Origin of the sequence: Rosenbergiella australiborealis (assembly GCF_018494035.1) — a bacterium.
Lineage (GTDB): Bacteria > Pseudomonadota > Gammaproteobacteria > Enterobacterales > Enterobacteriaceae > Rosenbergiella > Rosenbergiella australiborealis.
In genome coordinates this window covers 1-25,277 of record NZ_JABBFO010000020.1, presented here as the reverse complement: position 1 = coordinate 25,277, position 25,277 = coordinate 1, and the positions used below count along the sequence as shown (strand labels likewise).

At 44.1% G+C, this 25,277-nt stretch carries 19 protein-coding genes and 1 pseudogene; 9 read left to right on the top strand and 11 right to left on the bottom strand.

Annotated features, from left to right (window positions below):
• Nucleotides 1-364: 364 nt before the first annotated feature.
• A complete protein-coding gene (locus HGT73_RS14100) occupies nucleotides 365-1,258 on the top strand; it encodes a polysaccharide deacetylase family protein (RefSeq protein ID WP_214215893.1) in 894 nt (297 codons plus the stop codon).
• Between the two features lie 57 nt (nucleotides 1,259-1,315).
• Here HGT73_RS14100 and HGT73_RS14095 read toward each other — a convergent pair whose 3' ends face one another.
• The 11 genes from HGT73_RS14095 to HGT73_RS14045 form a co-directional block, all read right to left on the bottom strand.
• Nucleotides 1,316-1,975, bottom strand: a complete 660-nt coding sequence (locus HGT73_RS14095; protein ID WP_214215892.1) for an HAD family hydrolase — start codon at nucleotides 1,973-1,975, stop codon at nucleotides 1,316-1,318.
• Between the two features lie 599 nt (nucleotides 1,976-2,574).
• Entirely contained in the window at nucleotides 2,575-3,498 is a 924-nt protein-coding gene (locus HGT73_RS14090; protein WP_214215891.1) for a fimbrial protein, read from the bottom strand.
• A gap of 11 nt (nucleotides 3,499-3,509) precedes the next feature.
• Nucleotides 3,510-4,016, bottom strand: coding sequence for a type 1 fimbrial minor subunit FimG (gene fimG, locus HGT73_RS14085; RefSeq protein ID WP_214215890.1), 507 nt, complete (start codon nucleotides 4,014-4,016; stop codon nucleotides 3,510-3,512).
• 22 nt (nucleotides 4,017-4,038) lie between these two features.
• The gene (gene fimF, locus HGT73_RS14080; RefSeq protein WP_214215889.1) at nucleotides 4,039-4,566 is read right to left on the bottom strand and encodes a type 1 fimbrial adaptor subunit FimF; all 528 of its coding nucleotides are present in this window, start codon (nucleotides 4,564-4,566) and stop codon (nucleotides 4,039-4,041) included.
• Between the two features lie 7 nt (nucleotides 4,567-4,573).
• Nucleotides 4,574-7,156, bottom strand: a complete 2,583-nt coding sequence (locus HGT73_RS14075; RefSeq protein ID WP_214215888.1) for a fimbria/pilus outer membrane usher protein — start codon at nucleotides 7,154-7,156, stop codon at nucleotides 4,574-4,576.
• A gap of 48 nt (nucleotides 7,157-7,204) precedes the next feature.
• Entirely contained in the window at nucleotides 7,205-7,900 is a 696-nt protein-coding gene (locus HGT73_RS14070; RefSeq protein WP_214215887.1) for a fimbria/pilus periplasmic chaperone, read from the bottom strand.
• A gap of 83 nt (nucleotides 7,901-7,983) precedes the next feature.
• Entirely contained in the window at nucleotides 7,984-8,532 is a 549-nt protein-coding gene (locus HGT73_RS14065; protein ID WP_214215886.1) for a fimbrial protein, read from the bottom strand.
• A gap of 66 nt (nucleotides 8,533-8,598) precedes the next feature.
• Complete coding sequence (fimA, locus tag HGT73_RS14060) at nucleotides 8,599-9,159, bottom strand: type 1 fimbrial major subunit FimA (RefSeq protein WP_214215885.1); 561 nt, start codon at nucleotides 9,157-9,159, stop codon at nucleotides 8,599-8,601.
• A gap of 397 nt (nucleotides 9,160-9,556) precedes the next feature.
• Complete coding sequence (gene proP / locus HGT73_RS14055; protein ID WP_214215884.1) at nucleotides 9,557-11,008, bottom strand: glycine betaine/L-proline transporter ProP; 1,452 nt, start codon at nucleotides 11,006-11,008, stop codon at nucleotides 9,557-9,559.
• Nucleotides 11,009-11,446: 438 nt separating this feature from the next.
• Complete coding sequence (locus tag HGT73_RS14050) at nucleotides 11,447-12,589, bottom strand: porin (protein WP_241608096.1); 1,143 nt, start codon at nucleotides 12,587-12,589, stop codon at nucleotides 11,447-11,449.
• Nucleotides 12,590-13,270: 681 nt separating this feature from the next.
• The gene (locus HGT73_RS14045; RefSeq protein ID WP_214215882.1) at nucleotides 13,271-15,169 is read right to left on the bottom strand and encodes a sigma 54-interacting transcriptional regulator; all 1,899 of its coding nucleotides are present in this window, start codon (nucleotides 15,167-15,169) and stop codon (nucleotides 13,271-13,273) included.
• A 272-nt stretch (nucleotides 15,170-15,441) separates the two neighbouring features.
• Between HGT73_RS14045 and ssuD the strand changes: the two genes are divergently transcribed.
• The 8 genes and pseudogenes from ssuD to HGT73_RS14005 all read left to right on the top strand — a co-directional run bounded on the left by ssuD (nucleotide 15,442) and on the right by HGT73_RS14005 (nucleotide 24,770).
• Entirely contained in the window at nucleotides 15,442-16,605 is a 1,164-nt protein-coding gene (gene ssuD / locus HGT73_RS14040; RefSeq protein WP_214215881.1) for an FMNH2-dependent alkanesulfonate monooxygenase, read from the top strand.
• Between the two features lie 12 nt (nucleotides 16,606-16,617).
• Complete coding sequence (sfnG, locus tag HGT73_RS14035; RefSeq protein ID WP_214215894.1) at nucleotides 16,618-17,712, top strand: dimethylsulfone monooxygenase SfnG; 1,095 nt, start codon at nucleotides 16,618-16,620, stop codon at nucleotides 17,710-17,712.
• Entirely contained in the window at nucleotides 17,705-19,117 is a 1,413-nt protein-coding gene (locus HGT73_RS14030) for an FAD/NAD(P)-binding protein (protein ID WP_214215880.1), read from the top strand. The genes sfnG and HGT73_RS14030 overlap by 8 nt, the downstream gene beginning before the upstream one ends.
• A gap of 71 nt (nucleotides 19,118-19,188) precedes the next feature.
• Complete coding sequence (locus HGT73_RS14025; protein WP_214215879.1) at nucleotides 19,189-20,598, top strand: LLM class flavin-dependent oxidoreductase; 1,410 nt, start codon at nucleotides 19,189-19,191, stop codon at nucleotides 20,596-20,598.
• Nucleotides 20,595-21,287, top strand: a pseudogene (locus tag HGT73_RS14020) (methionine ABC transporter ATP-binding protein); the annotation flags it as partial. The gene HGT73_RS14025 and the pseudogene HGT73_RS14020, both read left to right, overlap by 4 nt.
• 341 nt (nucleotides 21,288-21,628) lie before the next feature.
• Complete coding sequence (locus HGT73_RS14015) at nucleotides 21,629-23,077, top strand: MFS transporter (protein WP_214215877.1); 1,449 nt, start codon at nucleotides 21,629-21,631, stop codon at nucleotides 23,075-23,077.
• 1 nt (nucleotide 23,078) lies between these two features.
• Nucleotides 23,079-24,284, top strand: coding sequence for an acyl-CoA dehydrogenase family protein (locus HGT73_RS14010; protein WP_214215876.1), 1,206 nt, complete (start codon nucleotides 23,079-23,081; stop codon nucleotides 24,282-24,284).
• A 243-nt stretch (nucleotides 24,285-24,527) separates the two neighbouring features.
• Nucleotides 24,528-24,770: a DUF1471 domain-containing protein gene (locus HGT73_RS14005; RefSeq protein WP_214215875.1), complete on the top strand. Its 243-nt coding sequence runs from the start codon at nucleotides 24,528-24,530 to the stop codon at nucleotides 24,768-24,770.
• The last annotated feature ends 507 nt before the right edge of the window (nucleotides 24,771-25,277 follow it).

The following is a 25,277-nucleotide window of genomic DNA, read 5'->3' as shown; positions in this document are numbered from 1 at the left end:
ATGCGAGAGTAGGGAACTGCCAGGCATCCAAACAGACAAAAAGGCCATCCTCACGGATGGCCTTTTTGCATTGGGAATTAATTAGCTTTTTGGTTACTGATGGCAACATCATGCCAAGTGCAATTAATCACTTTCCCTGCACTAGTACACTGCCCATTATGCAGTACAGGTTGATCTGATTTATGTTCTTTTTTTGTGGCACAACTTATCAACAAGAGTGTACTTAACAATACCACTTTTTTAATCATGGACGTATTCCTCATTGGTACTTGAGTTATTTTAGCACGTAATCCCTCCAATTGACCTGAATCGACAGGAAACTGACTATACTGAATTAAATAAACCTACCCATGGCAAATAATAAATGTCGAAGAAAGTCTATTTAGATGAATTAGTCACACCTCAACGTTATTCCTATTCTGCAGAGAAGGCTCCGTATCCACAATGTTGGCCCAATGGAAAAGGTCTAGCCGTTTATATTGCGATGAATCTTGAGCATTTCGCTTTTGATACTCAGGAGGGAGCAAAACTCTCCACTCATGCTAATTACCCAGATGTCCTTAATTATAGTTGGCGTGATTATGGAAATAGAGTGGGCGCTTGGCATCTTGCCGAACTTTTTGACTCGCTATCGATACCACCTGCTGTTATTGCTAACACGGCTATTTTAGATTACTGCCCTCAACTATTGGATAGATGGTTGGCGATACCGGGTAGTGAATTAATTGCTCACGGCCATACCAATTCTCAGCGGCAAGGCGAGCTCGAGGAAGATGATGAATCATTACTGATTGCAACATGCCAACAACGCTTAAATCATTATCTTAAAAAAGAGGTAAAAGGTTGGTTATCGCCGTGGATTTCAGAGAGTTTCAGTACGCCTGAACTCTTAGTGAAACACCAATTTTCCTATACGTTAAATTGGGCGCATGATGATATACCAACGCTATTTAACACGGAAAATGGTCCTCTGATCGCTATCCCTTATCCTCAAGAAATTAATGATATCCCTACTATAATTCCCAATGGCGCTTCTATCGAAACGTTTTGTCAGATGGTCCATGATCAATTTGAAGAGTTGCTATCGAGAAGCCAGCATACGCCACAGGTCATGGGTATCGCTTTGCATCCTTATATTGTGGGGCAGCCTTTTCGTTTTCATCGATTAAAAAAGGTGTTACACACTATTCTTGATAGACGTAATGAGTACTGGCTAACGACACCCGGTGAAATTGCAGTCCTCTACGAAGACCAATAGGACGAGTAAAATACCTGAGCATAAAAAATTTTATATGTTGATACTCAGGTATTTCATCTAGCGTTTTAATTGATCAATAGGAGATTTTCTAGGTGCTGCGGAGGAGTGAAAATGACGCCAGTGTGGATCTTGCGCTGCACTGAGGAGTTCATAATCACCTCGAGTGTCACCCCATGCACGTAAGTGGTAGTGTTCTAAGGGACCGTAAACTTGTTCTAAACGAGCTACCTTCTGAGCACAGCGACAATTATTTCCAGAAATCTTCCCTGTCAGCTTACCTTCGATAACTTCTAACTGCGTTCCAATTAAGCCTATCCCTAATTGCTCCGCAAAAGGCTGTAATACGATTTCTGGGGATGCTGAGCAGAGTGTAACAATTGCTCCAGAATGAATTTCAGCGGCAACTGCAAGTAACCCCTTAGGCCGCATTAATTTTGTGAAATATTTTTGACAATATGCGATAGCTTTTTCTTTTACCCACTCCTCGTCAACATTTTTCATAAAAGTGTTTATGAGTATTTCTTTTAACTCATCACGTGTGAGTTTGTGGCGTAAACAGCGTATCGTTGGTAGGACGAGGTGTAGCATCTTACGAGTAAAACGACGGCGGCCAAAAGCGAAGCGTAAGAAAGGAATAAAGCTATCATGTCGCGTTAACGTTCCGTCAAAATCAAAAACAGAGAGCGTCTTGACGTTCTCCTGTGGCTTACTGACCATACTGTTATTCTCACTCACCGTCGGTTGATAAACGCGATCATAGCAGAACCTGGGTGAAGGTTGAATCAAGAAGCTCAATAGTGGCGTGAAAGATTATTGCTGATTGGTTATGGTGATAATCACAATATTTTACCTGTGCTTATGAGCTCAAGGCCATAAGTCGAATTTATTGTGATGGCTGATCTACTGGGAACTGACACAAGGTGAGTGATCTTTTTTCTTGTGGGTTGCCATTTAGCCGGTATCCCTATCGTTAATTACAGCGACAGGATAAGGGTTGGTGTTTATATATAAAAAACTGATAAAGTGCTCTTTTATAGTTTACCTAGCTATTATTACAAATAACCATCAGATTGTAGAACACCGGGGCTGATAGGGCCTAACAGATATCGCACCCATTCATATCTGACATATAGCGCTTAGCGTCACTGAACTATGAACGTACAGAACCAGTTATTTATTGGAAAACGCTAAGCAATAAACTATATCCAGAATGAAAGCAGAGTGAAGTTATGCTCTAGGGCTGTATTCATTCATTAATTCTTTTAGTGATTACATTAAAAATGAGCAGGCATATTCTCTCTCATTGAGCGAGGTTATTATTGGTAGGCAAACGTAACCGTAATTAACGATTTAACATTACCTGCGGTTACTTGTCCAGATGTTCTTGCATATTCTGCTGTAAGTCCTAGGTCGACGTCAGTTGAGCTGATATAACCGAGGGAAACCGTATTATTGGCGGCTAGCAACCCACCTTTATTTTTTATTGATACACCGATACCAGCAGCAGGTGAAGAGTCAGACATATTTTTAAAAATAGTTCCATTACTGTTGGTAGTTGTTCCGGAATTAAAATAGGTCAATGCCAAAGGTTTTGAACCTTGATAACAGTGAACAGATAGTCCAACATTGGTTGTTCCCACTGAATCTCCCGAATAATTAGGAAGAGGGACAGTAATATTATTACTCGATACCGCACAAGTACCTGTAGGTACGACAACGTCATTATTGGCGTATAAGTTCCAGTATATACTTTGTGATGCACTTGGTCCTTTTTCCAACACGACCGTTGCAAAAAGAGTATTTTTAGGAATGACAACGCCAGTCATAGCGCTATTAGCAATTGGCGTCAAATATAATATTACTTTCCAGGGGCTAGGGTTTTTATTAAGGTTATTTACATAAGCGGTGGCACTTTGTAAAGGAAAAGAGTAAGATTGGCCATAGTAACTAATGCTACCCGTAAAGGCTTTTAATACATTTGCGTAACCAGAAGAGCTGGCAATACGAATAGGATCTAGATAGTGGTCGGGATCATCATTGTTACAACTAATACTTTCCGATAAATCAATAACTAAATTTTGTCCCGATTCAACCTTCGGCGTTAAATTAACATACACGGAAGCGGTATAACTTCCATTACCACTTAGCGTTTTTCCCTGTACTATACAGGTAAATGCGTAGCTTTTAGACATAAAACAGGTAAAAAGGAAAAATACATAGAGAATTTTTTTATAAGCCAAAACATTACCTTTTAAGAATAAGTGTATATTACGTTAATGATAGATTGTATCGATCCTTGAGTTGCCTTCCCTTGAGTGGAAATAGCTCTTACCTCTAAATTGAATACTGCTGATTGACTACTATCACTGACAGATACCGTTTGTGTCCCACCATTTGTAATATTATTCCCATTTGCATCAGCGAGCTGAATTGCCATATTTTGTGCACCACCGGTATTTGAAAAATAGGACGCGCTGCTGTCTGATGTTCCGGAAAATGTCGCCGTTACTGCTGAAGTTCCGATTGGGCAATTGGTAAGATTTAACGTGAAGGTTTTCCACGTGGAAGCCGAGCCTGCCGTGACAAAATCAGAACTTTCTAACGTCCCTAAATCAATATTGGCGGTTGGGGTCGAGACGGTACAGGGCATTGCCACAACTTTACCATTAATTGTTATAGTAACATCCGCGCATTTCGCTGCCGATATCGTGACTAATAGTAAAAGTAGGCCACTAAAATATAGATAAATTACTTTCATTACTTTGTCCTCGTCCTCTTGGCTAATTAAATTGCAGAGTGAAGTTAGCGGTGGCGGAGACAGTTCCTGCCCCTACAGGACTAGCTGTACTGACCATACGCGCATAATAGGTGATCACATTGGTTTGATTAGCCGTTAAAGTAATAGCAGAAAGGGAACTACTATCTTGATTAGGTTGTACGATTGTCTGAGAAGAATCAAGAATTTGTACCCCAATACCCGTAGCATACCCCGTATCCGTCGATGTTTTTAATAATGTTGCATTGGCTGAGTCAGTGGTACCAGTAATATTTATTTTGACTGTTGACACGGCACTTCCACAGTTTGATAGCGTAATAGAAAATGGAACCGTGCCTGAAGTATTTCCAACGGAATTAAAATTTTTAGTTGCGTAGGTATTAAGGTTAACAGTAAAACCATCTCCGCCTACCGATACCGTACACATATTATCTTTCAACTGTCCGGTAATGGTGATAACGCTATCTGCTGCTTGTACTGAAGATATTAACGAAAAGCTGGCAATTAGCATGAATAATAAACGTCTCATCATTTCCTCATTATTGACATTCTGCTGTTGCATAGCTGAGTGTGTTACGGGTATCCACTTTTTCAAGTTGGTAAGAGGCCGTACATTGTTGGTCTGGCTGATCACCCCAATTGGCTTTAACGATCCCATGCAATGGCATTCCTGCTAAATAGACTTGCCCATTATCCCCCACAATACTGTTATTTGCGGAATCGGTGGCACTTACATTTGAGCCGAAGGGTAAAGGTTTACCTTTATGCGTAAGGGTTAATAATAATTTAATACCGATATGGGTATTAAAATCTACAGCCACAACGGCACCATGTGTTGGTACCACTGTATCTACTGTATTTTCAATATCTACGTTATTCGCGAGACTGTGTGTATCGAGTGCGACACGATTGTTACGGTAATCAGTTGCATAAGGGAGTACAGCGTAGCCTCGCCAGTCTGTTTTTACACCAGTTTGATTGAGAATTGAGACATTCTTGGCACCGGGGGCGCGGACTAAAATCATCGTATCGTTTAGGGGCTGACTGAATGTCACGCCTTGACTATGAAAAAGGATACCGCCGCTTTGACCGAAATACACTTGACGGGAGCCACTGTTATCACTGTAGTTGATATTAGTGTTACCATAACCCCCACGATAATAGAGTGCAGCGGATGTGGAACCACTCGAGCCTGAGCTTGATTGGTTATACCCTTTTTGAATGTTATAACTTAAATTTTGCTCGGCGAGCAGCGTACCATAGACCCCGGTTTGGTAAATACTGTTGCCCTTCAGATCATTAGTCATGTTGTAGCTTGCGCTAGCATTACGGAAAATAGACTGAGTATTCGATTGCATAAAGTGGCTAAACGGAATACTAATACTAAAAGCAATACTTTTGTCTGTATCACTGACCCATGCGGTTTTTGTCAGGGCATAGGTTAAGCTGTAAGAAATATCAGTAATATTTCCGCTATATCCCAATTGCCATTGTTGGTCTTTTGAATCAGTACCCCAATAGGTTTGTTCTGAACCGGTGGCAAAAATTGTACCGAGAGCTCCAGCTTGTTGAGTTAGGCTAACTTGAAATCGTCCTTTCTTGCTATAGTTCAAGTTATAGGCATCGACGATGGTATTTTCACCTGTTGTCGTATTTGTATCAACGCTATAGCCATTCATGGCTTTCCACGTAGAGTCCGAGAGCGAGTAGTAGCCCTTAGTTGAATAACGATAACCGACTACTTGAATATTTGTTCCAAACCGTGAAAGGGCTTTACTGTAGAGAATTCTCAACGAATGACCGGTGTGATCAGTATTATCGTACAGTTGTGTCTTAGCGTAGGTCAAATCAGTGGATAAAGCCCCAAACTGACCGAGGTTTTTACCCACACCAGTGTTAAACGATTTATAATGATCAGAAAGCTGTGTTCCTGAATAAATTGTCCATCCTGAGGATAAACCTTTGAGAAAGCTCGCTTGTACGAAGTCAGGCTGACTTTGCTGGTTATTACCGCTACGAAATTCACCTGCGCTTAAATTATATTTAAGATAACCTTCACGCTGTAAAAGCGGGACAGAGGAATAAGGAATAGTAAAGTTCTGCACACTACCATCAGCCTCTTTCACGGTGACTTGTAGATCTCCGCTATTACTTGCTGAGTAGATATCTTTAATAACGAAAGGACCAGCTGGTACTGTACTTTGATAAACGTCGTATCCATTTTGCCTAACTGTCACTACTGCAGTGGTATGAGCGATACCATGTATTACCGGTGCATAGCCACGTTCACTATCCGGCAACATGCTGTCAGTTTTCGCTAGTTTGATCCCACGGAAATTGACACTGTCAAAAATATCGCTATCTGTATAGCTATCACCCAATGTTAAGCGGCTACGAAGAGGAATAATATCCCGCTCTAGGTAAGTGTTGATATGTTGCCAATTACTATCATGGCTGCTGTTACTATTACTGTAATTCCATGCTGTGTTATCTCTCAGTCGCCAAGCTCCTAAATTGATACCTGACTGTAAATTTAAATAGGCAAGATCAGATGTCCCAACACTCTGAGTGCTAGATCTATTGGCAGTGAAGTTATAGTTTACCATCGCAGCAGGGATGCCTTCGCTCCATAATTCAGGCGAAATATAATCCTGACCATGTGATTGCATATAGGCCTGCGGAATATTTAACGATAATTTTTGTGTGCCAACATCAAAGGTACTAGTGGCATCTTTAATTTTATCGGTAAATGGGAAGCATTGCTCCGCAACGTTATCTTTACTGACATCATTAATCGACCCACCATTCAACCCTAATTGCTGAAGTTGTTCAAAACTAAGGCAGGGTTCAAGGCGATTTTTATTTTTGTTAATAATAAAGTTAACTTCTTTGTTAGTAGTGTAACTTCCATTCACATAAATATTAACACGATAAGTGCCTGGTGGTGCTTCGATACCTTTTTCAAAGTTACTCAGAGAAGCGACTGCTGAAGGGTCATCAGACAAAAAACGGGGGTTAAAGTAAGTATCAGCAAAGACAGAATGACTGACACTACTAAGAGACAGACACACAACTAATCGAGTTATGCGAAAAGAGGGATGTTGGTGTCTGTCTTGTTTCATATTTTATCCACACAAAAAAATGACATCACTATTAAATCAGCGTGCTTATTAGTTGATCGATGCGGTAATAACTGGCGTTTGTGCACCAAAATCGTTGATCGTTCTATAACTAATCGAGGATGCTGAAATTGTCGGCGATAAAGTTAAATTACTCATCGGAGCGACCATAGTATCTTTTAGGGCTGAGTTGTTAGCCTTTATAGATACTAAGGTCAAGTAGTAGGGAGTCGGATTATTGACTTGAATGGCATTACCCTGATGAGAAAAGGTTAATTTATTCGGTGCCTCTTCAGGTGCTACGGTTAAGTTGTTTGGACGATAAAACATTTTAATACGACTGGTTATCGCAAATTGTAGTGTATTTTGCTGTTCTTCGTTTTTATTCATTGATGGAATTGCTTTTACATTTAACCAATATAAGGTTTCACGATCAGTCGGTAATGTATTATTAGTGTTATCGATTATCCGCAGGGTATTCTCTTTTTTCCCTTGCATTAAAAAGAGCGGAGGTGTGATAACGAAACTATTCACTTTATTCCCTTCTGCATTTTCAACCCAAGATTGAATTAAAAAAGAATCAGTATCTTTAAGACTACGTACTCCTAAACTCGTATCTTTTTGTCCAGCTGGAAACACAACCCGTGTCGCATCTAAACCAACGCCAGCTTCAGCTTGGCTGGTAAGAAGAAGGGAACAGCTTAAGGACAAGATTACGGGCAGACTTCTCAACGAAAATTTGTTCATATAAACCTCTGGCAGCTTCTCTGTTTTGTGGCAACAGAAATACCACAATCAGGCGAATTTTTGAAAAAAATATTGAGAAAAACTTATTGATAGACAAATAATAACTTCGCTTCAGCGTTGACTCGACCTTTTGTAACATCAAGTGCTGTAGATTTATATTTGATAATAAAGGTTTCAGTACTGTTAACGAGACTGTCGTTTCTGATCGAAAATTGATAAGGTTGATTTATGGGAATTAGATTATTGTTTTGATCATAAATAGCGATTCCCAATCCTTTTGCTGCATCGGGCTGCTCACGTAAAGCTAAAATTTTCGGATTTTGTGGATCTTCATCGCCTTGAAACAGTACTGACATATTATTTCTTGTGGAGGAAGTACAGATGCCAAGATCGACAGTAAAATCAATCGAGGTGAGTTCATGACCAGCAGTAGAAAATTGTACACTGCTAACCTTATCGAGAATGAGAGTGAAATGGTGTTTATCAAAATCAATGGTACATGAGGATTCGACGATTCTTCCCCGAAATTCTAAGATACTACCATCATTACTACTGACGCTATTCTCAGCCAGAACTACTCTGGGTAGGATTAAAAATAATGCACCCAATATTCCTGAATAATTAATTTTCATGGAGTAGTCCTGGATTCAATAATAATCGGCCTTCCTAGCCTTTTTTGTATCCCTACTAGTTAATTCTTATTGATATTGAACTTTAAAGCTTGCATCTGCATTTGCAACACCCGCTGTTGCATCACCACCAACCGCAATATACTGTGCTTTAAAATTTAAGACATTAGTTTTTGACGTTAGCTTCGTTGCGGTTGTTGCGGTGCTATTATCAAAGGTAACCAGTGTATTTCTTGGGTCTAAAATTTGGATGCCGACGTTAGTTGCTGCGGCTGTAGCACCTGAGGCACTTTGTACAGATAGTGCTTGGGTATTACCCGTTACGGTTGAACCACTCCAAATTAAGCTCACACCATTTGTAACCAGTGTTGGATCACAGTCGTCAAGCTGGATATTAAAAGGTACTGGATTGCTGGTTTTGCCTGAAGTCAGGGAAGCAGCACGGATTTGACCTAATTGAACGGTTTGGTCAATAGAACCCGCATCGACCGCACAAGCGGCTGAAACAATTTCACCTTTAAAGTGGACGGTGCCGCCGTTTACAACAGTAGTGCTAGTAGTTGCCTGAGCAGCTACAGACACTAAACCGAAAGCCGCGATAGAAGCTAAAGCAAGAGTTTTCATTTTCATGTGTTCAATCCTTATTGAGGAGACGCGCCGCGCGGTGTACTAGTACACCTCAGCATCAAAATTTGGGTTTTTATTCAAACCGGTCATCGTGCATGAGCGACTCAGCCATAAGTTATGAACTCGATACCGCCTTGCAACGTGGAGAAGTGTAAGACTAATCTTAATGAATATTAATCAGACTTGGCGATGGATTTGAGCTAATTGATAGGTTTTATGGTGTTTAAATTTATTTGATTTAGATCATGTTTTTTCAATATTGTTATTATTTATGATGTTTTGTTGTTGTATATCAATATATTAAATGATTTGTTTTCTGTTTACGAAAAAAAACTGCCGCAACAATGTTGCGGCAGTTTTACGTTTTTTTTACTCTTTTTTTTCGTTATTTGGGTTGAATTTATTTTACTTTCTTCTGTTTTAGTCTCCGTAAGAGACTCATTGCTTCGGCTTTATTCGCTACCGCCGGTGCTGATCCAGCGAGTGGTTTACGTGCAGTTTCACGTAGTGTGTAGACCGTAATCAGACCAATAACGCCGGCTCCCATCAAATAATAGGCGGGCACTAGAAGGTTATGAGTGGTATCAACTAACCATGCGGTAATTAATGGTGTCGTTCCGCCAAATAGTGACACGGAAATATTGAACCCAATTGCTAACGCACTGTAACGAATATCTGTTGCAAAGAGAGCAGGCAGGGTTGCTGGCATCGTTCCACTAAAGCACGTATGGATAAGCCCTAAGATAATTAGGCCTAAGAAAACTAACCACATGTTGCCTGAACTAATGAGTAGTAAGCAGGGTATCGAGAAGATAATGAGTCCGATGGCTCCGCCAGCAATAACTGGACGACGCCCTAGTTTATCGGTCCAGTGCCCAGACATTAACGTTAATGGCATCATTACAAACATCACTACCATAATGAGTAGTAGGCTACTCAGTTCACTGAGTCCTAAGATACCAGTGAGATAGCTCGGCATATACGAGGTTAACATGTAGTTGGAGACGTTAAACAACAAAACTAGACCAATACACTTGAGCATTTGCCCCCGATATTTACTCAGTAGCTGGAACAAACCTAATCGGGGTTTGCTGTGCTCTAGGGCTTCCTGTTTTTCCATATGTTGTTGGAATGCGGGCGTTTCTTCTAGCTTTAAACGAACGTATAGACCGAAAATACCCAACGGTGCGGCAATAAAAAACGGAATACGCCATCCCCAATCGAGCATCTGTTGAGGCGTAAAAACGGAGGTCATCGCAGTCACTAAGCTGGCACCAATAAGGTAGCCCCCTAAAGTACCAAACTCTAGGAAACTCCCCATAAATCCCCGGCGATTATCGGTGGAATATTCTGCAATAAATGTGGCAGCTCCCCCGTATTCTCCACCGGTTGAGAAGCCTTGTAATAAACGGGCAGCTAATAGGAGGAGCGGAGCCGCAATCCCAATAGTTTGGTAGGAAGGAATGAGCCCAATGCAGAAGGTCCCGATAGCCATCATAATCATGGTAATCGCCAGAACTTTCTGACGACCAATTTTATCGCCTAACGGGCCAAAGACTAACCCACCGATTGGCCGGATCAAAAATGCGGCCGCAAAGGCACCAAAAGTCGCGATAAGCTGTGCTGGACCACTCGCATCCGGGAAAAAGACCTTACCAACGGTTACAGCCAAATAGCTATAAACGCCAAAGTCAAACCACTCCATTGCGTTACCCAGTGCCGCAGCACCGACGGCGCGTTTAAGCATGGCGTTATCGACGATAGTAATATCGTCAAGCGTGAGTTCTTTCTCTTTTTTACGATTCCAGAAATGCTTTTTAGATTTCTGTTGTGTTGGTTGTTCTATAGACATTGTGTTCCTCACGATGGAATTATAGAGCAATGCATAGCTTTCTCAGCCAGACATCCCGTCATAGTGGGAAAAAATAGTATAAATGGCTTCCCCATTCTCTTAAGTTTAGGTCAGTTTACGATTAATACTGTAAACATCCTTTTAATTCGATTTCAAGGGAAGAGCGAGTAGAGGGCATGTTTTAGGATTAATAGGGATGGTATATTTATATTAACACTATGAAAATTAATAGTTTTTTTATTTTTTTATTTCATTTTTTTACGCCGATTTGGCAGTCAAAGCAGAATTCGTTTTAAAGCTAAAATAGGTAATACTATGATTATTAATCATAAATTATTTTTTAGTCGTAGAAGGGAATACTGATAATTATCGTGTTGATAAGAAAGTAAGGATAGGGGAGGGAAAACCAACTTACCCGTCGGTAAGTTGGTGTATTAATTAGAAATCGTAGAACACTGTTACCCAAGTACTGTCGGCTTCATTATCGGTAGTCGTTGCGATAGTTCTTTCAACATACACACTTAAACCGTGACCAATTGTGGTGCCTGCACCCAAGTACACATGGTTTGCATGATACTCTTCATCACCCTTCAGGCGTAATGAGTCGACCGCAACATAAGGCTGAACAGATTTCAGGTATGGCTTGTCAAAGTTGAAGGTGTACCCAGCGAACTCTTCTACGCCGTAGCCGCTACCCGCAAAATAGTGGGAGACATTGTGGTTACGCGTTGAAGGAACAAAATCTTTATAGTAGCTCGCCGTTGAGGTGAGGTACCAGTTACCTGGCTGCCAAGTTAATGCAGTACCAGATACCTGCTGGTTGTAACCTTTTTGCGTTGTACTGTTTTTAACATTTGCATCAGTACTACTATAGGCCGCTGACCAAGATAATGTCGGTAAAATTGCATAATCAAAACCAACGCCTGCGCCATGGTTACGACGATAAGATCTGCCTGTGCCGCTCCCATCATCTTTCTGATCTTCAGGTAACAGGTAGTTTGCGGAAAGGGTAACTTTTCCGAACGTATTTTTATACATGATGCTATTTTTAGGCTTATTCGCCCCATCATAGTCACCGTTGAATCCAATACCCGTTGCTGAGGCGTGGCCGTCGTTGTCCCAAACGTCACTTTTAATACCGACTACAGAGTAGTAAATACCAAATTGGTGACCATAGGTCAGTGTACCGTAACGATCATCTTTAATACCGGCATAAAGTTGACGTTGGCGGTCGCGCAGTGTTCCCGGTTGGTAGTTCCCTTTCATGTTTAAGACGTGAGGGATGTTTAAGCCCCACTCGTAGTAGCCAATCAGGGAAGTATGATCGGTTAGTTTATAGTCGGTACGGAAACGAACACGTGACCCACCATCATGTCCACGCTTGTTAGATTTATTTGAATCTGGGCCGTTGGTGAATATCCACTCGGGGCGAATACTTCCTCCAAACTGCACACTTAACGGAGCCAACAAAGAGTTACTTTGTGGGTTTTTATCTAAAATAGTTATTTCTGCGTGTGTGGGCGCTGCAATTGCTAAGGCTATCAAGCTGCCACTTAAGGCTATAAATTTTTGTTTATTCACCACTTCCTGTCTCCATAGCGATAATATATTCATAGAGTTAATCGTTAAATCACTCTTATCAGTGTCTAAAATAAGCAACTGACTCGGTTTTATTGTTTTTGTACCGATTTATTTATGACTTACCACATGAACATAACGTTATATTGGTAAATGATGCAACAACATTTTTTAGCATATAGTGGCATTTTTTTATTAAATTACTGATTATTAAGAAGTTAAAAATTAAAGAAATGTAAAGCAATTATAAATATATGATGTTGGTCACGATTAATATCGAACACTATTATTATTAGAATTTTATATAGATAGATATTTTTCTCGCCAGAAATCATTTTTTAAATGATAGCAATCGCCTTCTGCGTGAAAGCGAATAGCAGACGCAATATTGTGAAGAGGCGGTAATTACAGAGGCAGTGGCGCTGCAACCTTATGTTGAGCAACTGAAAGCCGACAGACGTTGACTGACACAGTCAAGTTTATTGACGGCCTATTTTTTGCCTAATGATGACAAGGAAAGGGGGGGCTTACTAACTATCTGTGCGTGCTCATCATAGCGATTTTGTATTACTCAAGCTAAATCGAGGCGTTAACTTCTGGAAAGCGATAACATTCTACTTGTCTGCAGGGCAAATAGAAAAATGGAAATTCCTGTTGCCAAGTTGATCTGGAAAACAATATAGATTAATCACTATTCCATACTGCTTGGCGAACGTTAATCGGCCGAGGCAATAGACCTAAGGCATAAAAGCGGTCTGCAATGATTTGTTGCTCTCGAAGAATTCGACTATTCATAAGCTGTGTTTGGTGACTACGTCTTGATAGGGCAGCTTCTAGTGCCGTGGAATTGATAGCCAGTTCTTTTGATAGCAGCTGTGCAGCATGATAGCGGTGTGTATCGATGTACTCACCTGTTACTCTTAATGCATCTATTAATGCAGGGAATATATCAGCAAACTCATCAATAACATTCTGATTAGAGAGATAAAATTGATGATTATTAACTCTTCCTTCACCGTTTTCGATACGTCTGAGTTGGCCATCAAGTTCTGCATGACTGAGTAATGGATCCCACATCATCCAAGCATCGGCAGAAAGAGTATCACTTTGGGTCAGGGGGTACTTAGCAGGCGTATAAATAAGACGAATATCAGTCAGTGATATTCCGACTTCATCTAATAATTGCAGTAATAGATAATGGACATTCGACCCCTTATTCACCGCGATCCGTTTTCCTCGTAAATCATCAAGTGTACGAATACTACTGTCTTGAGGGACCATTAGTGCGACGCTACTGGGGGCCGCGGGTTCCCAAGCAATATAACGGAGCTGATGATTACTCGATTGTCCGAAAATGGGGGGGACTTCACCCGTAGTCCCAAAGTCTATTTCTCCTTGACTCAGCGCTTGTAGGAGCTGTGGGCCTGCGGGGTACTCACTCCACAGAACATTTATTCCCAAGGGTTGGAACTGCTGTTCTAAATAACGTTGTGCTTTTAGTACGCCAAGATTACCAAACTTTTGATAACCGATACGTAACTCTCGTTCCCGATAGCCTTTATGGCGTTCTACCTCAAAATCCCCAAGGGTGGATATCTTTTTACGTGATTTAATTAAGCCTAGATGACTAAGTTGTGTACGAAGAGTATGGCGAGAAATACCCAGCATCGCTGCAGCCTGACTTTGATTTTGTCCTGTTAATTCAAAGGCACGACTTATCAGTGCCTCAAGCGTTCGTTGATAAAGCTGCGGTTCACCACGACGTAACTGTTCGTGAATAAAGGTGGTCAACTCCGATGACGCCTTTATTTCATGAGATGACGTGAGTGAGTTAAGCGACAACAGTTCCGGGGTAATTGCTGTACCTTGACTGTGTAGGACGGCACGGTGAATCGCGTTATCAAGTTCACGAATATTTCCAGGCCAGCTATAAGTTGTTAATGTATCGAGTGCCTCAGGCGTAAAGCGTAATTCCGGTTTTTTCCGTTCATTGGCGTAGTGTGTTAAAAAATGGTGTGCCAATACTAGGATATCCTGCTGACGATTACGTAATGGCTGTAAATTAATTGCGGTGACGTTGAGACGATAGTAAAGATCCTCCCGGAAACGACGGGCGTGGATGGCTTGCGTTAACTCGACATGTGTTGCAGCAATCACTCTGACATCAATCGGGATTGCACGGTGAGAGCCCACCCGAATAACTTCACGTTGTTGTAAAACACGTAAGAGTTTGACTTGTAAATGACGACTTAATTCACCCACCTCATCGAGTAAAAGGGTGCCTCCATTTGCCGCTTCAAACCAGCCTTGGTGACTGTCAGTGGCGCCTGTAAATGCCCCCTTCTCATGGCCAAAAAGTTCTGATTCCGCCAAACTTTCGGTGAGTGCCCCGCAGTTTACGGCAAGAAAAGGCTTATTACTGCGGCGACTATGTTGATGTATGGCACGCGCTATAACCTCTTTTCCAGTACCGGTTTCACCAGTAATTAAGGTCGTCGCTTCGCTAGGCGCAATACGCATAATATCTTGTTGTAGCTGTTGGGAAACGGGGTCGTTTAATGCGACATAATCGTAATTTATCATTATCGCCTTCCTATATATCGCCTTCGTCGATATCTCACCCTACTCGGTTCACTCTCAGAATACGAGGGGGACAGTTGCTGCATTTGCAGCAGTCACCGAGCGAATATTGTTGTAAATGCAACATCAGGGTAAAAAATAAATATTATTAACTCTATGAAAAATAACAGTAAAAATACATTTTAAGACTGGCACGCTTCCTGCTTACACTTCTTATAACCTAATGGAATTTAACTATCTAAAAAAAATAGATAACGTTATATAGGAAAGTGATAATGAGCGATAAATCCGCCGTACCTCCCAATATCTTCTGGTTTTTACCCACCCACGGTGACGGCCGCTATCTGGGCACGGCACAAGGGGGACGCCCGGTCGATCTTGCTTATTTACAACAGGTCGCTATTGCGGCCGATAACTTAGGGTTTTATGGGGTATTGATCCCTACTGGAAAAAGTTGTGAAGATGCTTGGTTGGTAGCCTCTGCGCTGGTTCCGGTCACTAAAAAATTACGCTACTTAGTAGCCGTTCGTCCTGGGTTACAGCCTCCCACCTTGGCAGCACGGATGGCGGCTACGCTGGATCGGTTGTCAGAAGGCAGGCTATTAATCAATGTCGTGACTGGTGGCGATCCGGTAGAGAACAAAGGTGATGGGATCTTTCTCTCTCACGCGGAGCGTTACCGTGTGACCGATGAATTTCTCGATATTTATACACGGTTGCTTAATGGCGAGAAGGTCGACTATCAGGGCGAACATCTGCATGTTGAAGGCGCTGAAATTCTCTTCCCACCGGTACAGCAAGGCGGGCCGCCGCTTTATTTTGGCGGGTCGTCAGAACCGGCGATTGATGTTGCCGCCAAGCATATTGATACCTACCTCACCTGGGGGGAACCCCCAGCAGATGTCGCGCAAAAATTAGCCGTAGTACGTGAGCGAGCCCAACAGAGCGGGAAGACTTTGCGTTACGGGATTCGTCTACATGTGATTGTCAGGGAAACCGAAGCCGAGGCGTGGGCAGCAGCGGAAAAACTGATCGCCCACCTTGATGACGAAACGATTGCTGCGGCACAGAAGATTTTTTCTCGTATGGACTCAACAGGACAATCACGCATGAGTGCCTTACACAGCGGCTCGCGTGACAACTTAGAGATTTCACCTAATCTCTGGGCCGGTGTGGGATTGGTGCGGGGAGGTGCCGGAACAGCGCTGGTGGGGAGCCCAGAACAAGTCATTGAACGGATTAAGGAATACCAAGCACTGGGTATCGATAATTTTATTTTTTCCGGTTACCCCCATCTTGAAGAGGCACACCGTTTTGCTGAACTGGTCATGCCACATTTTCCCGGAGCGAAAAGTCGAGATACCACAATTAATACAGGGCCATTTGGTGAAACGATTGGGGGCGATAGCCGTCCAGCCATGAAGACGAATCTCCGCTAAGAGGAACAGATGATGACAACGTTAGTCAAAAAAGCGCCGCTTAAGTTTGCCTACTGGGTACCGAATGTCTCCGGGGGGCTGGTAATTAGTGATATTGAACAACGCACGTCTTGGGATTTTGATTATAACCGTAAACTTGCTCAATTAGCCGAACATGCAGGGTTTGAGTATGCCTTGACGCAGATCCGCTTTACTGCGGGATACGGCGCTGATAACCAACATGAATCGGTAAGTTTTTCGCAAGGACTACTCGGGGCAACACAGAAACTTAAAGTGATTGCCGCATTACTGCCTGGGCCTTGGAATCCTACCTTAGCCGCTAAACAGATTGCCACCATTAGTCATCTTACTGCGGGACGAATCGCGGTAAATATTGTTAGTGGTTGGTTTCGTGGTGAATTTAAAGCGATCGGTGAACCTTGGCTCGATCATGAAGAACGCTATTTACGTTCCGAAGAGTTTATTCGCTGCCTACGAGGGATTTGGCAAGAAGATGCTTTCTCCTTTAATGGTGATTTCTATCGTTATCGCGATTATGTGATGAAGCCTAAACCTCTACAGCCATTACCTGAAATCTTTCAAGGTGGTAGTTCTCGTGCGGCGAGAGATATGGCTGCACGTGTTTCTGATTGGTACTTTACTAACGGTAATGATCTGGAGGGAATCCGTCAGCAAGTTTTAGACATACAGCAAAAAGCAGTCGATAACGACCATAAAGTACGTATCGGCGTAAATGGATTCGTGATCGCCAGAGAGACCGAAGAGCAGGCACAACAGGTACTGCATGAGATTATTGCAAAAGCGAACCCCCAGGCGGTCGGTGGCTTTGCTTCAGAGGTGAAAAATGCCGGGAGTGCTTCGCCAGAGGGAGAAGGTAACTGGGCAAAATCAGGCTTTGAAGATCTGGTGCAGTACAATGATGGCTTTAAGACGAACCTGATCGGTACGCCACAACAGATTGCTGAACGAATAGTTGCCTTAAAGCAGGTTGGTGTCGACCTGCTACTCCTTGGATTTTTACATTTTCAAGAAGAAGTTGAGTACTTCGGCCGTGAAGTTCTTCCTCGGGTACGTGAGCTTGAGCGTCAGGAGCAAGCGCATGATTAAACGGCAGATTGTTATCGTAGGGGGGGGATTTTCGGGTACGGCCTTAGCGATACAGTTGTTGCGTCAGAATAATGATCAGGTCGCGATCACCTTGATCGAGCCGCGTGACGATCTTGGTGAGGGCGTCGCTTATAGTACCCAGGATCCGGCTCATCGAATAAATGTTCCTGCTGCTCGCATGCAGCTATCCGAACACGAACAAGGGGACTTCGATCGTTGGTATCGTCAGCAACCGGCATTTTCTGCTGATCCTGCTTCGCTATGTCAAGACGGGGCGGTGTACCCTCAACGCCGCCAATTCGCTAAATATCTCCGTGCTCAATTACGTCATGCGTTGCAGGGTTCATCGGTAAGTTTTCAGCACATTCACGATTATGCGCGAGATTATCGTGATGGCTATCTCTATACCGAGCGCGGTGCTCACTATCCGGTAGACCAATTAGTCCTCGCGATAAGTCATCCTGCCCCGGTCATCCCAAGTGTTTTTGAAGGGGTATCTGCTGATGCGAATGTGGTAACTGATCCTTGGCAACCTCATGCGTTGACATCTATCGATAAGGATGCCTGCATCGCGATTATTGGGACGGGCCTGACGATGTCAGACGTTGTGGCCTCGTTACGGCGACAAGGTCACCGCGGCCGTATTCATGCTATTTCTCGACGGGGACAATTACCGCGTAGCAATCTCAGTGGGCCCTCCTATCCAGAATATAGATTAAGTCCACTCTCGCCCTCGCCGAGAACGGTGCGAGAGTGGTTAAAGTATGTTCGACAGAATGTCGTTATTGCTGCACAGCAGCAGTTACCTTGGCAAGTTGTCGTAGATGATGTGCGGCGTCAGGGACAGGCAATTTGGCAACAATTTGATCTCGCTGAACAGCGTCGATTTTTACGCCATCTTCGTCCATGGTGGGATGTTCATCGCTATCGAATCGCGCCGCAAGTTGCCCGTGTATTAGCGGACTGTTTGGCATCTTCTCAACTGCAGATTCATGCTGCCCGGCTTCGCGCCGTGTACCGTGTCGCTGATCAATTCGCGTTGACGTTAGATCTTCGGCGAGGCGGTACCAAGAAGCTGTTGGTGGACAACATTGTGTTAACGACTGGGCCGGCTCATCAACAGCTTATCGCAAGCCAACCTCTACTGACGAGTCTGCAGGCGCAGCAGCTGATTACACCTGATCCGCTCGGGTTAGGAATTGCTGTCAATGCTCAATCACAAGCGATTACCCCCGCGGGGGAGGTCAATACCCGCCTTTTTGTGGTGGGACCTGCGGCACGAGGCCGCTTTGGCGAGTTGATGGGCTTACCGCAAGTGGCAGATCATGCGCAATCTGTCGCCATGCAGTTAGTCAACAGATCATACCAGCCTATCAGTGAGCGATGTCCCCACGACGTCCAATAATCACCAAACGCTTATCGCACCCTTTATTGATTTATTACTGAGAGCGCCGTTAGTGCTATCAAGGAGTAACGATGTCTGTAAAACGTGAAATTCGCTTCAATGCTTTCGATATGAATTGTGTCGGTCATCAATCCCCTGGGCTGTGGGCACATCCCCGTGACCGATCTTGGCAATATAAAGATCTCTCCTATTGGACCGATCTAGCGAAACTCCTAGAGAAAGGGAAATTCGACGGCCTCTTTATAGCTGATGTGCTGGGTGTGTACGACGTCTTGGATAACAGTAACGAAGCCGCGATAAGGCAGGCAACGCAGGTACCGGTCAACGACCCTCTTGCCTTAATTACCCCAATGGGCATGGTTACCGAGCATTTAGGGTTCGGGTTAACGGCCTCTCTCTCCTTTGAACACCCTTATCCTTTCGCCCGACGCCTCTCTACGCTTGACCATCTTACGCAGGGGCGTATTGGCTGGAATATTGTGACTTCTTACCTTGAGAGTGGCGCGCGTAATATCGGGCAATCGACGCAGACTGACCATGATACGCGTTACGATTATGCGGAGGAATATCTGCAGGTTGTCTATAAGCTCTGGGAAGGGAGCTGGGAAGAGGGAGCGGTATTACGGGATCGTCAACGGCAGATCTTCAGTGATCCTAGCAAGATCCATCCCATCAATCACCAAGGGTACTTTTTCCAAGTCCCTGGGATCCATCTGTGTGAGCCTTCACCGCAGCGTACCCCGGTCCTTTACCAAGCGGGTGCCTCGAGTCGAGGTAAACAATTTGCCGCCGAGCATGCGGAATGTGTTTTCGTCGCCTCGCCCTCGAAGGCACTGCTTAAGAAAACTGTCGCGGATATTCGCCAACGGGCCGCTGCGGTGGGTCGAGACCCCTATAGTATTTTAATTTTTAATCTCCAAACGCTGATCGTCGATGAGACTGACCTAAAAGCGCAGGCGAAATGGCAAGAGTATAAGCAATACGTCAGTGACGAGGGAGCACTCGCGTTACTTTCCGGCTGGACGGGTATCGATTTTGGTCAGTACCAGCCTGACCAAGTGTTGAAACATATTCATACTAATGCGATTCAATCTGCGGTAGAGACGTTCTCCAGCGCCGATCCTTCTCGACAATGGACCGTCCAAGGGCTTGCCGATTGGGTAGGGATTGGCGGGTTGGGTCCTTTACTCGTGGGAAGCCCACAAACTGTCGCCGATGAGCTACAAAGCTGGGTTGAAGAGACCGACGTGGATGGGTTCAATCTCGCTTATGCGGTAACACACGAGACGTTTAGCGATATCGTTGAGTTTCTCGTTCCTGAGCTGCAAAAACGCGGTGTTTATAAACAGGACTACCAGTCCGGTACGCTGCGTGAAAAGCTCTTTTCTAAGAGCCCACGTCTTCAATCTCCGCATCCTGCTGTTAGTTATCGTCGTCACATCGCAGCAAGCCCTGTGACTGCGCAACAGGAGGTGACATGATCCGTGTTGAAAATCTCTCGAAAGAGTATCTCTCTGCGCAAGGCCAGCGGCACACCCTCCTTGAAAATATCTCGTTGGATGTTCCTTCCGGTTTGATCACGGCCGTCGTCGGGCCGAGCGGCGCTGGAAAGTCGACCTTAGCGCAATGTATTGCGTTACTTGAGAAACCGAGCCGAGGGCGGATTTTTGTCGACGGTATCGATTTATCGACGTTATCGGGTGAGGCATTGCGACGCCAACGGCGCTTGATCGGATCAGTATTTCAATCGGCCGCGTTATTACAGCGCAAAACTGTCTGGCAAAATATCGCTCTGCCATTACAGTGGCTAGGGGTCGTGCCACATCAAATAACCTCGCACGTTAATCAGCTCTTAGAGAGTGTCGGATTGGCCCATAAGGCCAACGCCTATCCGGCGCAACTTTCTGGTGGGCAGCAGCAGCGGGTAGGCATTGCACGAGCCTTGGCGCTTAATCCAAAGGTACTTTTAGCCGATGAAGCGACTTCTGGCCTCGACCCGCAGACAACGCAGTCGATTATCGCGTTACTTAAGCGGCTTAGAGACGAATACCGTTTAGCGATCGTCGTGATCACTCATGAGATGGATGTGGTACGTCAAGCAGCCGATGCCGTCGCCTGTATTGAGCAGGGGAAACTGGTTCAATTTGGGCGGGTAGAACACCTACTAAGTTTCAGGAGGCTGGATGAAAGCGCCCGAGGTAATGAGTCAAGATACACCTTGGCAAGATATTCATACCTTACTCAAGCGTTTTCCGATAAGCGATTACAGCAGTGGTTAGCGACCACCGACGATCCCAAAGTTAAAGGGATATTAGTCCCAATTTCTCAGCAGTAATGCGTGAATAGTCTTCATAAAGTGGGCTTAGGGAGGCCTAGGGATCCTCTCGTCAAAATTTTATTAACTTATTGAATTTAATGAAATAGATATCTTTATTTACTATTTCGTAACTCGCGCATGTCGTTTTATAAAAGACTCTGTAGCCACTATTTATCGTTTATTAAGAGGGTGTTATGAGTTCATTACATATTGAGTCGGAACCGTCAGTCGCTCCACTCCCTACATCGACGCCTATTCGCTCAGTAAGCGATGTGGCAGCGTTAATTAATTCGTCGAGTCAAACTAACCACTATGCACGCTGGATTGTTTTTCTTGCGCTCGGTGGGGTATTTTTAGATGCCTATGATTTGACTACATTATCTTATGGAATTGATGATGTGGTACGGGAATTTCGTTTGACGCCGACCTTAACCGGATTCGTTGCCTCGGCAATTATGATCGGGACGATTATCGGTAATTTATTGGGGGGGTGGCTTACTGACAAATATGGACGCTATTCAGTTTTTATGGCGGATATGTTGTTCTTCGTTGTCTCAGCGATTGCTGCTGGTTTGGCCCCCAATGTTTGGGTATTGATTGGGGCTCGCTTTTTGATGGGCGTTGGGGTTGGGATTGATCTTCCTGTTGCTATGGCTTACTTAGCCGAGTTCTCGAAATTTACAGGAAAAGCTAATAAAGCCTCGCGTGTCGCCTCGTGGTGTCCGATGTGGTACGCCGCTTCCACGGTCTGTTTTTTGCTGATTTTTGGCCTCTATTTTCTGCTCCCTCAACAACATATCGATTGGCTGTGGCGTGCTTCATTACTCTTTGGCGCCGTACCCGCGCTCGTCATTATTGCTGTACGTAGCCGTTTTATGAACGAGTCTCCTCTGTGGGCAGCAAATCAAGGGGACTTAAATGGCGCAGCAAGAATTTTAAAAAAATCCTATGGAATTGACGCGCATAATGTGGCAACTCACGAGACACCGTCTGAACCTAAGCTTCCTAAGATCAGTTATCGTGAATTATTCAAAGCCCCTTACCGCCAACGTACGCTGGTTTCATCGGTCATGAACGTCTGTGTATCCTTTGAATACACGGCGATTGCTTTTTTTCTTCCTTCCATTCTTGCCCAGTTTTTGGGAGCCGGTGTGTTCGAGACAATTTCAGCCTCATTGGGGCTTAATGCTCTCTTTGCCTTGACGGGCGGATTGCTAGGGATGCGTTTAGCCTGGAAATTTGCCAGTCGGCATGTGGCGATAGCGGGATTCGCTTTACAGTTTATCGCGCTGACTATTCTTGCGATCACCGGGCACCCGACATCCACCATTGCGATAGTTGTAGCCATTCTGATGCTAGGGTTGTGGTTGTTTGCCGAAGGGTTTGGGCCTGGGGCTCAGATTATGGTCTATCCCTCACTATCGTATCCCACGCATATTCGGGCAACGGGTGTCGGTTTTAGTCGCGCACTCTCGGGGATCGGTAGTGCGTTAGCATTATTTATCTTACCCATACTGCAGGCGAAGTTCGGTACCAATATGTTTTGGTTTGTCGCGCTAAGCGCCGCGTTACCTATCATTTTTTTGCTCATTATCCGATTTGAACCTACTGCACACGATATTGATTCTGAACTAGGAGCCTAATATGAGTCAGCACCCATCATTTCAACAACTCGTCGAGCATTTTCGCCCGGTATTTTCGCAGATTGCAGAGGGGACCTTGCAGCGTGAGCGCGATCGAGAACTTCCTTATCAACCCTTGGCTTGGCTAAAATTGGCTAAATTCGGGGCTTTACGTATTCCCGTTGAGCAGGGGGGATATGGGGTTACCTTACCGCAATTATTCATACTATTGACTGAACTTGCTGAGGCTGATTCAAATCTTCCGCAGGCTTTACGTGCACACTTCGCTTTTGTTGAGGATTTACTGAATCAGCCCGATAGTGAGGTTCGTCGACGCTGGTTTTCGCGTTTTGTCGCTGGGGAGTTAGTCGGGAGTGGCTGGACAGAAATCGGAGACGTGAAGGTTGGAGAGGTGATCACCAAAGTGACTCCCCACAGCGACGGCTGGTGGCTTAACGGCGAAAAATTTTATAGTACAGGAACGTTATACGCTGACTGGATCGATGTATATGCGCAGCGGGTGGATGACGGTAGCGATGTGATTGCACTAGTGAATGTTCATCAATCTGGTGTTGAACGTAGCGACGATTGGGATGGTTTTGGTCAGAAATTAACCGGAAGTGGAACGACTCGTTTTACTCAAGCACAGGTCGATAGCGCACATATTTATCCCTTTAATCAGCGTTTTCGCTATCAAACTGCATTCTATCAGCAGGTTCTTTTAGCGACGTTGGCTGGCATAAGTAAAGCCCTGACGCGTGACGCGAGTGAGGGTGTTGCGAATCGACAACGTGTCTTTAGCCACGGTAATGCCAAGTTAGTGCGACATGATGTTCAAGTGTTACAGGTCGTCGGGCAGTTGGCCAGTTGGTCTTATGCTGTTGAAGCGACCGTCAATCGGGCTTCTGAAGCATTAGAGTATGCTTATTATGTTCACGACAGTGGTGATGACGCGCTTATTGATCAAGCGAATATCAATGCAGAAGTTGAAGTGGCAAAAGCTCAAGTGATTGCAACCGATTTAGTCCCCCGCGCGGCGACTGAACTGTTCAATGCGTTGGGGGCTTCCGATACGCGTTTAAGTAAGGCATTGGATCGCCACTGGCGTAATGCACGTACGCTGTCTTCTCATAACCCTATGATTTATAAATTACGTAATATAGGGGATTGGATCGTCAACAAGAATAGCCCCACATTTGTTTGGCAAATTGGCCACGGTAGCCAGTAGGTGTCTAACCGCCCGACCGCAAACTCGTGTTGTCGGGCGAGCTTTTTAATACCCAACTGATCTCAATGATACATTGGCTTCGAGTGCTTTCTTCGTTGAGAAGTTAGTACCGTTGGCTGTTATCTTCTCAAACTGAGCGGGCTACATATAAATCGCACTTATAGTTAATATTGTTATAATAACGTAAGTTACTATTATCTCAGTTACATAAATTCAACAAAATTTATCTTTCTGGGAGTTATCATGAAAAATCTAAAAAGCGTATTATTGGCCTCTACTGCTGCATTATCTTTGCTCTCTTTTGGTAGCTTCGCACAGAGCGTTTCGGTGACCGATTCAACCCTAGACGGTGCTGAGGCACAAATTGCGGCAATCGCGCAACAGACCGGCAGTGATTACCAAATTACTGGTGCAAGTTCACAGAATTATGTTCGTATGACTGCAAATATCCATCACTCTATGTCTCACGGTGGTTTGAAAAATTAATTACCCCGCCTTTAAGTAGAATGACATCACCTACCGGAGTGCAGTTGGCTCCGGTGGTCTACTTTCTACTTCGTCTTACTGATGCTCGCCTGCTGTATTCTTTGCTAGTTACGTTAAGGGTGGATTTTAATCCACTTACTGACCTACCTTTATCGAAAACAATGAAATGTAATAACTCTTATCGCATATTGGTCATTATAAGGTGACGACTATATTGCGCGCAGTTATCGATGATTGGCTCAACGGCTATATTACCGATAACCACATAAATATATCTCTCATCTGATTCGTCATATCTATCCCTATATTGGGGATTTTCCCCTTGCAGAGTGTGAAATGCGCTCTTGGAACACCTGTTTTGACCGCATCCGTAAACAGAGTCCGTTCGCCGCAGGAAGCAGGCCTTAACATTCTACCGTGTCCGACATTAGGTAATCCCCCCGAAAAACCGGTGTGTTCATAAGTAGAATTTTCTCGTAATCTGAACAGGGGAGATCTCTATGAAAA